This window comes from Micromonospora sp. NBC_01655 (genome assembly GCF_026339755.1).
Classification (GTDB): Bacteria; Actinomycetota; Actinomycetes; order Mycobacteriales; family Micromonosporaceae; genus Micromonospora.
Genome location: NZ_JAPEQF010000001.1, coordinates 479,795 through 493,324, shown reverse-complemented (window position 1 = coordinate 493,324; position 13,530 = coordinate 479,795). Strand labels below are relative to the sequence as shown.

10 protein-coding genes are annotated in these 13,530 nt (G+C 74.7%); 8 read left to right on the top strand and 2 right to left on the bottom strand.

Annotation, left to right across the window (positions count from 1 at the left end):
• Positions 1 to 17: 17 nt before the first annotated feature.
• The 3 genes from OOK41_RS02435 (at position 18) to OOK41_RS02425 (ending at position 2,937) form a co-directional block, all read left to right on the top strand.
• Positions 18 to 968 (top strand): ABC transporter ATP-binding protein, encoded by a 951-nt coding sequence (locus tag OOK41_RS02435; protein WP_266262808.1) that lies wholly within the window; start codon positions 18 to 20, stop codon positions 966 to 968.
• A complete protein-coding gene (locus tag OOK41_RS02430; RefSeq protein ID WP_266262806.1) occupies positions 968 to 1,714 on the top strand; it encodes an ABC transporter permease in 747 nt (248 codons plus the stop codon). Before OOK41_RS02435 ends, OOK41_RS02430 begins: the two co-directional genes overlap by 1 nt.
• A 71-nt stretch (positions 1,715 to 1,785) precedes the next feature.
• Positions 1,786 to 2,937: a sensor histidine kinase gene (locus OOK41_RS02425; RefSeq protein WP_266262805.1), complete on the top strand. Its 1,152-nt coding sequence runs from the start codon at positions 1,786 to 1,788 to the stop codon at positions 2,935 to 2,937.
• Positions 2,938 to 3,112: 175 nt separating this feature from the next.
• On the opposite strand, the gene OOK41_RS02420 is transcribed toward OOK41_RS02425, so the two are convergent.
• The gene (locus OOK41_RS02420; protein WP_266262804.1) at positions 3,113 to 3,871 is read right to left on the bottom strand and encodes a class I SAM-dependent methyltransferase; all 759 of its coding nucleotides are present in this window, start codon (positions 3,869 to 3,871) and stop codon (positions 3,113 to 3,115) included.
• Between the two features lie 431 nt (positions 3,872 to 4,302).
• Between OOK41_RS02420 and OOK41_RS02415 the strand changes: the two genes are divergently transcribed.
• Complete coding sequence (locus OOK41_RS02415; RefSeq protein WP_266267712.1) at positions 4,303 to 5,268, top strand: L-threonylcarbamoyladenylate synthase; 966 nt, start codon at positions 4,303 to 4,305, stop codon at positions 5,266 to 5,268.
• Here the strand turns inward: OOK41_RS02415 and OOK41_RS02410 are convergent.
• Entirely contained in the window at positions 5,219 to 9,811 is a 4,593-nt protein-coding gene (locus tag OOK41_RS02410) for a cation-translocating P-type ATPase (RefSeq protein ID WP_266262802.1), read from the bottom strand. The genes OOK41_RS02415 and OOK41_RS02410 overlap by 50 nt on opposite strands.
• A gap of 418 nt (positions 9,812 to 10,229) precedes the next feature.
• Between OOK41_RS02410 and OOK41_RS02405 the strand changes: the two genes are divergently transcribed.
• The 4 genes from OOK41_RS02405 to OOK41_RS02390 all read left to right on the top strand — a co-directional run bounded on the left by OOK41_RS02405 (position 10,230) and on the right by OOK41_RS02390 (position 13,490).
• Complete coding sequence (locus OOK41_RS02405) at positions 10,230 to 11,669, top strand: MFS transporter (RefSeq protein WP_266262800.1); 1,440 nt, start codon at positions 10,230 to 10,232, stop codon at positions 11,667 to 11,669.
• 131 nt (positions 11,670 to 11,800) lie between these two features.
• Positions 11,801 to 12,586, top strand: coding sequence for an SDR family oxidoreductase (locus OOK41_RS02400; RefSeq protein ID WP_266262798.1), 786 nt, complete (start codon positions 11,801 to 11,803; stop codon positions 12,584 to 12,586).
• Positions 12,587 to 12,623: 37 nt separating this feature from the next.
• On the top strand, positions 12,624 to 12,818 hold the full coding sequence (locus OOK41_RS02395) for a hypothetical protein (protein WP_117668099.1): 195 nt from the start codon (positions 12,624 to 12,626) through the stop codon (positions 12,816 to 12,818).
• A gap of 123 nt (positions 12,819 to 12,941) precedes the next feature.
• Positions 12,942 to 13,490: a YbaK/EbsC family protein gene (locus tag OOK41_RS02390; RefSeq protein WP_117668098.1), complete on the top strand. Its 549-nt coding sequence runs from the start codon at positions 12,942 to 12,944 to the stop codon at positions 13,488 to 13,490.
• Positions 13,491 to 13,530 lie beyond the last annotated feature (40 nt).

Below are 13,530 nucleotides of genomic sequence, written 5' to 3'. Positions count from 1 at the left end.
TTCGTAGTGTTCTCGGCATGACGAAGACACACGAGGCGGCCCCGGTGGTGGCCTTTGCCGGCGCGGTCCGGACATTCGGGGAAGTGCGAGCTGTCGCCGGTCTCGACCTCACGATCGGGCGGGGCGAGCGGGTCGCGCTGCTCGGCCGCAACGGCGCGGGCAAGTCGACCTCGATCAGCCTGCTACTGGGCCTGGACGAGCCGACTGCCGGCGAGGTACGGCTGTTCGGGGAGACCCCGCAGCACGCGGTACGTGCCGGTCGGGTTGGTGCGATGCTCCAGGGCACCAAGCCGGTACCCCGCGTCACGGTGCGGGAGCTGGTGAACTTCGTGGCCAGCAGCTACCCGAATCCCATGCCGGTCGACGAGGCCCTGGAACTGGCCGGGCTCGGTGAACTCGCCGGCCGGCGGGCGGACCGCCTCTCCGGCGGCCAGGCGCAGCGGGTCAACTTCGCCGTCGCCCTCGTCGGTGACCCGGGCCTGCTGGTCCTCGACGAGCCGACCGCCGCGCTCGACGTGGCGGCCCGTCGCTCGTTCTGGCAGTCGATGCACGCGTTCACCCAGCGGGGCAAGACCGTGCTCTTCTCCACGCACTACCTGGAGGAGGCGGACCAGAACGCCGACCGGGTCGTCGTCATCGACCGGGGAAGGGTCATCGCCGACGGCAGCAACACCGATATCAAGCAGGCGGTCGGAGCCAGCCTCGTCTCCTTCGACCCCCAGGGCCGTTCGGCGCCCGCCGGCCTGGCGTCGCTGCCCGGCGTGCTCTCCGTGGCAACGCGCGACGGCCGGGTGCAGCTACGGACCGCCGACTCCGACGCGACCGTCTACGCCCTCGCCCAGCTCGGTCCGGTACGGGGACTCGAAGTGACCTCCGCCGGACTGGAGGACGCCTTCCTGGCCCTCACCTCGCCCGCCACCACCTCCGCTTCCGTCTTCTCCGCGCCGACCCAGAAGGCAGGTTCGTGATGTTCGGCCAGATCGCCCCGGTCAACCAGTACGTCAAGCTGGAGCTTCGTCGGACATTCCGGGACACCGGGTTCGTCATCTTCGGCATTGGCACCCCCGTGCTCATGTATCTGATGTTCACCAACGTCGGTGGGAAGGCCGACGGCTCCTCCGGCTGGGCGGTCACCGCGATGGTGGGACTGGCCGCGTACGGTGCGCTGAGCGCCGGCCTGACCGTCGGGACGGCGGTCGCCGAGGACAAGTCCGCGGGCTGGCTCCGGCAGTTGCGGATCACCCCGCTGACCCCGGCCCAGGCGGTCGTCGGGCGGGCCGTGACCGGTTCGCTGATGGTCCTACCGGCGATCATGGTGGTGCTGCTCACCGGCGCGATCGTCAACGGCGTACGGCTCGGGCTCGGGCAGTGGGTCGCGCTGATCCTCCTGCTGTGGATCGGCTCCCTGCCCTTCACCATGCTTGGTCTCGCCAACGGCTACGCCCTCTCCGCCCAGACCACCAACGTGACCAACGTGGTGACCAACCTGTTCCTCGCGTTCCTCGGCGGTCTGTGGTTCCCGGTGTCGGAGTTCCCCGGCTGGCTGGCCGCCGTTGCCCGGTGGACTCCGGCGCACCGCCTCGGGCAGCTGGGCTGGGACACCGTGCAGGGTGCCGCGCCGGGTCTGGACACGGTCCTGGTGCTGGTCAGCTGGCTGGTGGTGTTCGGGGCGTACGCCAGCTACGCGTACCGTCGGGCCGGCCGCCGTGCCTAGCGGTGACCAGGGCTGGTGACCACTTCTGCCGCCGGGGTGGGGCATGCAAACCTGAGTCAGGAGAGACAGGCATGAAGAGGCGCTGGTGGTCGACCTCGAACGTAGACGTCGGCAAACTGCCGGAACTGACCAGCGGGACCGCCTTCCTTCCAGGGCTGATGCTGACCGCCGGTGCCGTCGCCGACCTTGTCCGGGGTGAGATGTCCCTTCCCTGGCTGGGCGGTGCCGGCCTGCTGGCCTTCGTCGCCCTCTACGTCACGGTGGCGTATCGGGCGTTCGATCCCAGTCGCCGCGCGAACCGGATCAAGCTGGGGCTGCTCGCCGCCCAGGCTGCTGTCACCTACCCGCTCGCCCTGGGGTACGGCGGAAACTGGATCCAGTTGTTCATACCGTTGGCGCTGGTCTGCGGTGCGGTACTCCGTGGTCAGCACCTCGTCGTGGCGCTGACCGTCCTGGGCGGGTCGGCCGGCTTGATCTCCGGGGAGCGGGACCACGACCCGTTGGCCGCGATGATCAACGGCTATGGCACCTTCATCTCCGGCCTGGTGACGGCCGCCATCCTCGGTCTGGCCGCGACGGCGGCGGAACTCCGCCGGACCCGGGAGGAGCTGGCCCGGTCTGCGGTGGATCGGGAACGTCTGCGCTTCGCCCGCGACCTGCATGACCTGCTCGGACACAGCATGTCGGTCATTGTGGTGAAGGCCGAGGCGGTGCGACGGCTGATGGAGCGTAACCCGGCGCAGGCAGCCGTCCAGGCGTCCGACATCGAGACCGTCGGCCGACAGGCCCTGACCGAGATCCGGGAAGCCGTCTCGGGCTATCGAGAGAGCAACCTGGCCACCGAACTGGACCGGGCCCGGTCGGCCTTGAGCACGGCGGGGGTAACGCAGGACGTCCAGCTCTCCGGTCCACCACTCGATCCGGAGACCGAGGCGGTGCTCGGTTGGGTGCTACGGGAAGCGGCGACGAACATCATTCGGCACAGCAACGCCACCCAGGTCGAGATCGTCATGGTGCACAGCCAGCAACAGGTCCGACTGGAGATCACGGACAACGGCACCAACCGGCCCTCGTCCCGTCCGGCGGGCACGCCCGATGCGACGCCCGGCAACGGGTTGAAAGGCTTGGCGGAACGCCTCGCCGAGGCGGGCGGATCGTTGGTGGCCCAGGTCGGACCACAGGTCGGCTTCCAGGTGATCGCCGAGCTGCCGAAACCGATGTGACCGGTGCTGGTCACGCCGGCCGCGACCGGGCCGGGACTTCCGCGACTTGGTCAACGCCGACGCGGTCGGGACGGCCAGGTTTTTGCCCAGACAAGATCATCGGGCACAGGTTCGGCACGGATCATTCTTGATCTTTGAGCCGATGACGCCGCTGGGCCGATCGGCTACCCCGGCGCTAGCGCCGTTCGAGCGTGAGTAGCGGCTCGGACAGCGCGGGCGATGGCGCGCCGGGATCGCCGGATACGGCCTCCTCGATGCTGCGGAGGCCGGCCTCCACCTCGTCGGGGCTGAGCCGGGCGAAGAACGAGAGAGTGCGCAAGCGCAGCCGTTCGAGCATGTCGGCGCGAGTGCCGTCGGACGGAGGGGTGACCATGCCGAATCCGGCAACGCGCCAACCGGCCGCCGTGAACATCGCGATGACCTCGTGCAGCGGCTGGAACAGCGCGGTGTCCACCTCAAGGCCGCGAGGGAAGTGGTCCAGCCACCACGGCTCGGGATGATGGTCGCTGAAGTTTCCGCGCAGTAGCAGCCGCCCGGCCGGCCTGAGTACCCTGGCCAGCTCCCGGACCGCTCGAGGCTTGTCCTCGACGTGGTGCCAGGACAAGAACATGAGCGCGTAGTCGGCGCTGCCGGACGGCACTGGCATGTCCTCGGCGGAGCCTGCCAGGTACCGCACGCCGGGACGCTGGGACTGCGCCTGCGCCACCTCGCGCATGCGGACCGACGGCTCGACCCCGGTCACCGGCCCGAACGCTCGCGCCAGCGCAGGGGTGAACCTGCCGGTCCCTGACCCGACGTCCAGCCCCACCAGCGGGCGCCGCTCGGGTAGCGCGGCTGCGAAGGCGGTTATCCATGCCCCCAACTGCTGCTCGGTGAGCGCGCGGCCGCGCGGGTAGTTCTGGTGCTGCCCCGTGTCGTAATCGACCCGCCTCATCGCCGCTCCCTCGTCAGTCGGGTCTAACTATGCGATATATCGAACCGATACGTCGGGACGATACGCGGCGTCGCGCTGGAAGCTAAGGCGGCGAGTGCCCGTGACACGCTTGCCCAGTAACTTGGCGTCAACTGTGGCGAACCGCTCGCGGGCATGCGGCGCTGCGAGAACGGACCGCCGCCGGAGCCTGGCTCCGAGAAATGACGCGCAGGGGAGAGCCGGCAAGCCCGTCACCTGGCGCCGTCGCCCCGGTGCTGGTTGTCTGGCCGGGTCGGGGACGGCCACGAGTCGCAGCGCCGGGCGTACCGGTTCCTCGACGACAACGAGTCGCGGCTGGTGGGGGCTCTCGGGGGCGGGGCATGCCCCCACCGGCCGCGTCCTCGGAAGGGGCAGGTTAGCGTCGGGGCGTGAGCACCGGAACCCCGCGACTCCTGTCCGCCGACGGTGGCATCGCCGAAGCCGCCTCCGTCCTGCGCGCCGGGGGGCTGGTGGCGTTCCCCACCGAGACCGTCTACGGGCTGGGTGCCAACGCCCTCGACGCCCGGGCAGCGGCCCGGATCTTCGAGGCGAAGCAGCGGCCGAGCTTCGACCCGCTGATCACCCACCTGGCCGACGCGGCCGACCTGACCGGGCTGGTGGGGCGGGTGCCGGCGGCGGTGGCGGCGCTGGCTGAGCGGTTCTGGCCGGGTCCGCTGACGTTGATCGTGGACCGGCCCGCCGCGATCCCGCCGATCGTCACGTCGGGGCTGGAGACGATGGCCGTCCGGGTGCCGGACGAGCCGTCCGCCCGGGCGTTGATCGCCGCGGCCGGGGTGCCGGTGGCCGCGCCCAGCGCCAACCGGTTCGGCCAGCTCAGTCCCACCCGGGCCGAGCACGTGGTGGCCGGGCTGGGCGCGGCGGTGGACGTGGTGCTCGACGGCGGGCCGACCCGGTGCGGCATCGAGTCCACCATCGTGGACGCCCGGGGCGAACGCCCGGTGGTGCTCCGGCTCGGCGCGCTGCCGGTGGAGGCCCTGGTCGAGGCGGTCGGTCCGGTGACCGTACGGCCGGGCAGTTCCGGTCAGCCGGTGGCGCCCGGTACGTTGGCCGCGCACTACGCCCCGCGTACCCCGTTGCGGGTGGTCGGGGCGGCGGAGTCGGCGGCCGGCGACGGCGGCCGGCGAGGGCTGCTCGCCTTCCGGGAGTTCCCAGCGGGCGGCGACTGGGCGGCGGTAGAGGTGCTGTCCCCGGCGGGGGACCTGACGGTGGCGGCGGCCCGGCTCTTCGACGCGTTGCACCGGCTCGACGCGACCGGGGTGACCGAGATCGTCGCCGAGCGGGTCCCGGACACCGGCGTGGGTCGGGCGATCAACGACCGGCTGGGTCGGGCGGCTGCGACCTGGCGCCAGGGCGGCTGACGCGCGCAGCATCCTCCCCGGTGTCGTCCGGGGCATGCTCCCCGGGGCTGGCCGGGGCGTCGTTCCCGGCCTCGGCCGGGGTGTCCGCCCCGGGGTTGGCCGGGGTGTCCGCCCCGGCGTTGAGCAGGCGGGTGAGGGCGCCGTTGGCGAGGGTGGCACCGAGCGCCGAGCCGGTGGCGATGCCCCAGCCGACCGGCCCGAGCGGGGTACAGCCGAAGAACTGGCTGACCCCGGGGGTCTGTACCACGAGGACCAGCACCCCGATCGACGCGGCGGTCGAGGCGAGCACCGCCGGGCTGGTCCCACCGGCGAGCACGGTCTGCCCGAGCTGGGTGCCGATCAGCGAGGCCAGCGCGACCGTGCCGGCCCGGCGCCGCCGGCCGGTGTACCGGGCGAGCGTCCAGCCCACCGTCGCGCCCAGCGTCGTGGACGCCGCGCGTAGCGCGATCTCCCGGTTGAGGGTCTCGCCGAGCGAGCTGTCCGGGCCCTCCCGCAGCAGGTGGTCGGCGTGGTCGGAGGCGGGCGGCCGAACCGCGATGGCCATCGCGGGCGCGAGGTCGGTGAGCAGGTTGACCAGGAGCAGTTGCCGCCCGGTGAGCGCCGAACGGCCGGTGCTGGCCGCGCTCAGCACGCTGAACGCGATCTCGCCGAGGTTGCCGCCGACCAGGATGCTCAGCGCGTGCCGGACCGACGACCACATGGCCCGCCCCTCGACCAGGGTGGCGATGATCGTCTCCAGCCGGTCGTCGGTCACCACCAGGTCGGCGGCGGCCCGGGCGGCGGGGGTGCCGCGCTGGCCGAGGGCGATGCCGACGTCGGCCAGCCGGATCGCCGGGGCGTCGTTGGCCCCGTCCCCGGTCATCGCCACGGTCCGGCCGCACTTCTGCAACGCCTGGATGATCCGGACCTTGTGGGCGGGAGTGCAGCGGGCCACCACGTCGGTGCGGGTGAGCCGCTCGGCGAGCGCGTCGTCGTCGAGCCGGTCCAGCTCCGTGCCGGTGGCCACCCGCTGCTCGCCGTGGTCGGGGCTGATGGTCGACGCGATCGCCGAGGCCGTCGCCGGATGGTCCCCGGTGATCATGATGGTGTGCACCCCGGCCTGCCGGATCCGGCGGACGGCGGGCGCGGCCGACTTGCGTACCCCGTCGGCGAGCGCCAGGAAGCCGACGAAGACCAGGTCGTCGACCTCCTCGTCGGTGATCGACTCCCCGGCTACCCGCCGCTCGGCGACGGCCAGGATGCGGTGCCCGGCGCCGGCCCGGTCGGCGAGCATCCGGTGCAGCTCGTCCCGGCCGGCGTCGTCCAGCGGTCGGTCGCCACCGTCGGCGGTGCGCCGGTCGGCGCACCGCGGCACCACGGTCTCCGGCGCGCCCTTGACGCTGAGCAGCAGGCCGTCACCGGTTCTGCCGACCGTGGCGTGGTAGCCGCGGGACGGCTCGAACGGCAGGCCCCCGGCCGCCTGCCAGCCGTCCGCGCCGGCGCGCTCGTCGACCCCTGCCGCCCCGGCCCCCCGGCGGACCGCCCGGTCGGTCTGCTGCGGCAGCTCGTCCGGATCGCCGGCCGGGGTGGCCCGCAGCGCGGCGGCCAGGGTCAGCCGCAGCGGATCGTCCAGCCGCTCCGGCGGGGCGTACCGGGTGCCGCTGCCGTCGCCCACCCCGGCGAGCAGCAACTGGCCCTCGGTGAGGGTGCCGGTCTTGTCGAAGCAGAGCACGTCGACGCGGCCCAGCGCCTCGATCGTGCGCGGATTGCGGACCAGCGCGCCGTGCTCGGCCAGCCGTCTGGCCGCGGCGAGCTGGGCAGCGCTGACCAGGAACGGCAGTCCCTCCGGCACCGACGCCACGGCCAGGTTCGCGGCGGTCGCCGCCGTCTCCGCCAGGGGTACGCCGCGCAGCAGTCCCGCCCCGGCCACCGCCACCGCCGATCCGGCGGCCAGCGGGATCGCCGTGCTCGTCAGCCGGCCGAGGCGGGCCTCCACCCCGCTGGCCGGGGGCGACTGCTGGGCCAGCGCCAGGCTCCGCCCGGCCTCGGTGCCCACGCCGGTGGCCACCACCACGGCGGTGCCGTGCCCGGTGGCGATCGTGGTGCCCTCGTACAGCATGGAGCGCCGGTCGGCGACGGCGGCGGCGACCACCGGGTCGGCGGTCTTACCCACCGGCAGCGACTCGCCGGTCAGCGACGACTCGTCGGCTTCCAGGCCGTCCGTCGCCAGCACCCGGCAGTCCGCCGGTACGGCGTCGCCGGGCCCGAGCACGATCACGTCGCCCGGGACCAGTACGTCGGCGGGCACCAGCCGTTCCTCGCCGTCCCGGCGGACCCGGGCGGTGACCGCCGAGCGGGACAGCAGCTCCGCCAGCGACCGTTCGGTGTTGCGTTGGTGCACCGCCCCGACCAGGGCCGATCCGCCCACCACCCCACCGACCAGGGCCGCGTCGACCAGTGAGCCGAAGCTCGCGGAGAGGACCGCGCCGGCGGCCAGCACCGGCGTGAGCGGGTTGGCCAGCTCGTCGACGAAGGTGCGGAGCAGCCCGGACGGGCCGGGCCCCTCTCCGGTCTCGCCGCCGGAGCGGCGCTCCGCCTCGGCGGAGTCCAGGCCGTCGCCGTCGGTGTCGAGCTGGCGGAGCACGGCGTCGGCCGGCATCAGGTGCCAGGCGGTCACGGCCGGGACCGGGGAATCGGCGCGGTCGGACAGCCGGCCCGCCCGCCACACCCCGTGCAGGAAGGCCAGGGCGGCGGCCCCGTTGACGGCATCCAGCGACCGTCTCGGCAGCCGTCGGGGGTCGGCTGTGAACGCCCCCAGCGCGCCCAGGCCGGTGCCGGCCAGCGACAGCCGGATGTTCTGTTCGGTCATCCGGCGGGCCACCCCGGCAGCCTCGATGATCAGCGCGGCGATCCGCAGGTCGGCGCCGACCAGCAGGTGCGCCCCCCAGGGCGGCAGGTCATCCGGGCCGGCCAGCCCCAGCCCGCAGTCGGACGCGCCCAGCGCCGCCCGGTCGGCGGAGAGCAGCATCACCACCGCGCCGTCGCGCTGCAACCGGCGGACGGTCTCGGCGATCCGGGCACCGCCGGGCAGCACGGCGTCGGCGAAGGTGTACCGGCCGTCGTCGTCGCCGGCCACCACCAGGCGCAGGCCGGCGAGCCGGGCGGCGGTCGGCAACGCGTCCACGGCCGGGGCGGGTTCGGGCTCCACCTGGAGCAGGGCGGCCAGGCGATCCCCCTCCGCGAGGCCGAGCAGGGTGCCTCCGTCCGCCCGCATCCGCCGGCTGTCGTCGGTGTCGCCCGGGTCGGTGGCGTCGAGCTCGTCCAGCGGGCCGAGCCGCCACCCGTCCGCCTCCCGCACCCGGTCGGGCGCGGCCGGGTCGAAGAGGGCGAAGGCGCGGGCCGCCACCTGCCCGGTGTCCGCCCCGGACAGCGGGGCCAGGTCGGCCAGCACCCCCCGGTCCGAGCCGAGCACCGCCGCGTCCAGCACCACCGTGTCGATCCGGTCCAGCTCGCGCAGCACACTGCCGTCCATGGCGATCACTCCGCGCCGGGCGAGCATCCGGCCGAGCTGGGCCGCGTACCCCTCGCGCCCGCTGCCCGGGGCCTTGGGCAGGCTGGACAGCGCCACCGCGGCGGCTCGCTTGCGGCCGACCACCGGCACCGCCGCCGCGCCGGCCGCCGCGCCCGCAGCCAGCATCCGGTTGATGAACCGCTCGACGGGGCCGTCCGGCTTCGGGTTCGGCCGCCCGGCCGTGGGCACCCGGGCGACGGCCCGGTCCGGGTCGCCGGTGAGCCGGGGTTCGGCCTTCGTCCAGGCCGCGAGCTGGGCATGCGCCTCGCCCCACTGCACGATCCGCTGGGCGCCGTCCAGCACGATCCCGGCCCAGCCGCCGGTCAGTCCCTGCACGACCGCCTCGGCGAGCGGGAAGAGCACGTCGGCGCGGGGGTCGGCGCGTAGCCCCCGACCGGCCAGGGCGTGCAGCTTCGGGTGCAGGTCGACGGCGGTGAGCACCCCGGCCACCTCGCCGGGGACCGGGGCGAACGGCAGGATCCGGGTGGCCGCCGAAAGGGTCAGGCCGAGCGCGTCCGAGGCGAGCGCGCCGAGGGTGCGTGGGGTGCGTGGTCCCTCCTCCGGCGGGTGCGGTGGGGGGATCTCCGGGTCCGGCTCGTGCTCGCAGGTGCGTTCGCACCGGGCGACCGTGGCGATCAGGTCGCGTAGTCTCGGCTCCGGCTCCCGGACCGCAACCACCACCCGGCCGGAGGGGGCGTTGACCCTGGCCCAGCACACGCCGGGTTGCCGCTCCAACTCCCGCTCCACCTGGCGGGCGAGCCGGTCGCCGCCGTCCTGGCAGACGCCGTGCACCTCGATGTGGTGCCGCCCGGGCCGGGACCAGACCCGGCGCCGGGTCAGGCCCGTCAGCCGGGCCAGTCGGGCCGCGGCGGTGCTGGCGGTACGCGACGCGTCGCCGACCAGGTGCGGGACGGCCCGGGACGCGCCGCCGAGGAGGTGGGGCACGGCCACCGACGGCAGGAGGCGGCCGGCGACCCGGCCCAGCGACATCATCGAGCGGTACGGCCGGGTAGTGGCCGGCCCGGTCTTCCGGTGCCGCCGTTGTCCCCGCCGTGCCCCATTTCGCCTCCCACGCTCGGTCCCGGCGCGCTGCCTTCCCGCCCGCACGCCGGTCATACCCTGGCCGGCGGGGAAGTTTCCGCCGTCGCGGGCATGGACCGGAGCGCGGGTGGAACCCGGTCGAGGTCGCCGCCGGCGCGGCCGAGACAGCGCGGCCGAGAAACCGGGTCGACCCGCCAAGGCCGTCACCTCTGCCTTGACCTCAATCCGGGTTCAAGTCGGAGGCTGGGCGCATGTCGTGGGAACTGTTCAGGTCGGCGGCGGGCCGTAACCGGCCGGCCGGTGGCCGTCGCCGCACTCGGGACGCCTCGGCGCGGGGCCCGGTCCGGGTGCCCGGACCGGCCGGTCGCCGATGACCGCCGCGGTCGCGAGCCCGGTCGCGCCGGACCGCCTGTTCGCCCCGCGCCTGCGGGCCATGACGGTGGGGGTGGTGGCCCTGGTCTCGCTGATCGCGTTCGAGGCGCTCGCCGTCGGCACCGCGATGCCCACGGTGGCCCGCAGCCTCGACGGGCTGTCCTGGTACGGGCTGGCGTTCGGCGGTCCCTTCGCCTCCGGCGTGGTGGCCATGGTGGTCTCCGGCATCTGGTGCGACGCGCGGGGTCCCCGGGCGCCGGTGTGGCACGGGGTGGCGTGGTTCGTCGTCGGGCTCCTGCTCGCCGGCACCGCGTCGGCGATGGGCGTGCTGGTGGTGGGCCGGTTGGTGCAGGGTTTCGGCTCCGGCCTGCTCTCGGTGGCGCTGTACGTGGTGGTCGGGCGGGCGTACCCGGAGGTGCTGCACCGGCGGATCTTCGCCGCGTTCGCGGCGGCCTGGGTCGTACCGTCGTTGGTCGGGCCGGCGCTGGCCGGTCTGGTGGTCGAGCACCTCGGCTGGCGCTGGGTCTTCCTGGCGGTGCCGGCGGTGGCGGTGCCGGCGGTGGCGGTGCCGGCGGTGCTGCTGGTCCAGCCGGGCCTGCGGACCGTCGTCTCGCCCGCCGTCCGGCTGGCCTCCGGCGCGGCGGCCCGGGTCGGCTGGGCCTGCGGGGCGGGGGTGAGCGCCGCGTTGCTGCACTACGGGGGTCAGCAGCGCGGCGCCGTGGCGGTCGGACTGGTGGCAGCGGCGCTCGCCGGACTGCTGTGTTGCGCTCCGCGCCTGCTGCCGGCCGGTTTCCTGCGCGCCGGCCGGGGCCTGCCGACGGTGATCGGGCTGCGCGGGCTGGCCTCCGCCGCGTTCGCCAGCGCGGAGGTGGTGATCCCGCTGATGCTCTCCCGGGAGCGCGGGCTGTCGCCGACCGAGGCGGGCCTGATGCTCACCGTCGGGGCGCTCTCCTGGTCGGCCGGGTCCTGGTTGCAGGGCCGGCTGCCCGCGCCGGGCAGCGCCCCGGTGAGCGGGGGCCGGGTGCGGCTGCCCGTGCCCCGTTCGCCGGCCACCCTCGTGCGCGCCGGACTGGTCTGCATCGCCGTCGGGACGGCCACGGTGGCACTCGCGGTGTGGCCGGCGGTGCCGCTGCCGGTCGGCGTGCTCGGCTGGGCCGTCGCCGGGCTCGGGATGGGGCTGCTGTACCCGTCGCTGTCGGTGCTCACCCTGGAGCTGTCGGCCCCCGGCGAGCAGGGGCGCAACAGCTCCTCCCTGCAACTTGGCGACTCGCTGTTCGCGGCGGCGGTGCTGGCGCTGACCGGCGCGGTGCTCGCGGTCGGGTCGGTGCCGGGCCCGGGCAGCTACACCGCCGTCCTCGTGGTCGCCGCCGCCCTGGCCGCGGTGGGCGTCCTGCTCGCCGGCCGGGTGGTTCCGGCCCCAGCCCGGCCGGCCGGCTGACGGAACCGCTCCCGCCGCCGACCACCCGCGCGGTCCTCGGGCCGCCGGCGCGGACCGACATCGTCACGATTCGGCCGGCCGGCTCGTCGGGAGGGGTGGACGCCCCGCGAGGGCTCCGCGAGGGAGGTGCCATGAAGGTGCTGGTGACCGGGGCGTCGGGTGCGCTCGGGCGGGCGGTGCTACCGCGGCTGCGAGGAGACGGTTTCGTCGTGCGGGCGATGAGCCGTCGGCCGCACGGTGGCCAGGCCGCGGAGTGGGTGACGGGGGACCTGGCCACCGGCGAGGGGCTGCCCGACGCGGTGGCCGGGGTGGCAGCCGTCCTGCACCTGGCCTCCACGCCGGGCGGCGGGCGGCGCACCCACCAGGTCGACGTGCTCGGCACCCGTCGGCTGGCTGTCGCGGCCGGCCGGGCCGGGGTCGGCCACCTGCTCTACGTCTCGATCGTCGGGGTGGACCGGGTGCCGTTCCCGTACTACCGGCACAAGCTGGCCGCCGAGCGGGTGGTCGCCGCCGGGCCGGTGCCCTGGTCGGTGCTGCGGGCCACCCAGTTCCACCCCTTCCTCGACGACCTGCTGGCCCTGGCGGGCCGGCTCGGCCCGGTGATCGGCGACCGGGCGGTGCTCGCCCAGCCGGTCGACGCGGGCGAGGTGGCCGCCCGGCTCTCCGGGCGGCTCGCCGCCGGTCCGCTGGAGGGCATCGAGGAGTACGGCGGCCCGCAGGTGCTGCGCTTCGACGCGGCGGTGGAGGCGTGGCGTGCCGCTCGGGGATCGCGCCGCCCGCTGTTGCCCGTGCGCGTTCCGGGGCGGCTCGGGCGGGCCCTGCGCTCCGGTGCGCTCACCACCCGGGCGGCCCCGACGGGCATCCGGAGCTGGTCCGACCACCTGGCCGACACGTACGGGGGAACCGGCCGGAGGTGAGCGGTCCACTCGTTCGCCGGCTGCCTACGGTGACCTCATGCTGGTTCTCGTCACCACCGTGATTCTCTACGTCTGCGGATTCGTGTTCCTCTACGGGGTGATCCGGATCGCCGTCCGGCACGCCTTCGAGGATCTGGAGGCCCGGCGGCCCGGCCTGCTCCGTGCCGAGGAGGTTGCCGCCGCCGGGGACCGGACGTTCGTCCGAGACAACCCGTTCGTCGCCAACGGCTGACGGGTCGCCTGTTCCGATCGGGGCGGAGCGGGTCCCGTGGGTCGGCCCGGGCACGGGGCCGGGCCGACCCACGACGGGCCGCCGCGAGCGCGTGGGATGGCGGGGTGCGAGGATCCACCCGTGATGGGGACGCTGAAGACCGAGCCCGCCCGTACCCGCTTGGACCTGCTGGCGCCTCCGGTGGCAGCCGCGATCGGGCGGTGGTCCGCTGACGCGCCGGTGGACGTCGACGACGTGCTGGTCGCGCCGATCGACGCCGACCTCGCCGACACCGCCGCGTTCTGCGCCGCGTACGAGGTGGGGCTGGACGTGTCGGCGAACTGCGTGGTGGTCGCGGGCCGGCGCGAGGGCGAGGTGCGGTACGCCGCCTGCGTCGTGCTCGCCACGACGCGTGTCGACGTGAACGGGGTGGCCCGCCGGACGCTCGACGTGCGTAAGGCGAGCTTCGCCCCGATGGCCGACGCGGTCGCGGCGACCGGGATGCAGTACGGCGGGATCACCCCGATCGGGCTGCCCGAGGACTGGCCGATCCTGGTGGACGCGCGGGTGATCGCCGCCCCGCACGTCATCATCGGCTCGGGCGTGCGGCACAGCAAGATCGCCCTGCCGGGGCCGGCCCTCGGCGCGCTGCCCGGCGCGCGGGTGGTGGAGGGCCTGGCCAGACCGGCGTGAGCTTCAACTATGTCGATGTTGTTGCACGTGAAACATCGTG

Bases quoted from the DNA above. Each gene is read 5' to 3' on its own strand.
- OOK41_RS02435 (WP_266262808.1), top strand. From the start codon at position 18: ATGACGAAGACACACGAGGCGGCCCCGGTGGTGGCCTTTGCCGGCGCG.
- OOK41_RS02430 (WP_266262806.1), top strand. From the start codon at position 968: ATGTTCGGCCAGATCGCCCCGGTCAACCAGTACGTCAAGCTGGAGCTT.
- OOK41_RS02425 (WP_266262805.1), top strand. From the start codon at position 1,786: ATGAAGAGGCGCTGGTGGTCGACCTCGAACGTAGACGTCGGCAAACTG.
- OOK41_RS02420 (WP_266262804.1), bottom strand. From the start codon at position 3,871: ATGAGGCGGGTCGATTACGACACGGGGCAGCACCAGAACTACCCGCGC.
- OOK41_RS02410 (WP_266262802.1), bottom strand. From the start codon at position 9,811: ATGATGTCGCTGGGCCGGGTCGCCGGCCGCCTCCTGCCGTCGGTGGCC.
- OOK41_RS02405 (WP_266262800.1), top strand. From the start codon at position 10,230: ATGACCGCCGCGGTCGCGAGCCCGGTCGCGCCGGACCGCCTGTTCGCC.
- OOK41_RS02400 (WP_266262798.1), top strand. From the start codon at position 11,801: ATGAAGGTGCTGGTGACCGGGGCGTCGGGTGCGCTCGGGCGGGCGGTG.
- OOK41_RS02395 (WP_117668099.1), top strand. From the start codon at position 12,624: ATGCTGGTTCTCGTCACCACCGTGATTCTCTACGTCTGCGGATTCGTG.
- OOK41_RS02390 (WP_117668098.1), top strand. From the start codon at position 12,942: ATGGGGACGCTGAAGACCGAGCCCGCCCGTACCCGCTTGGACCTGCTG.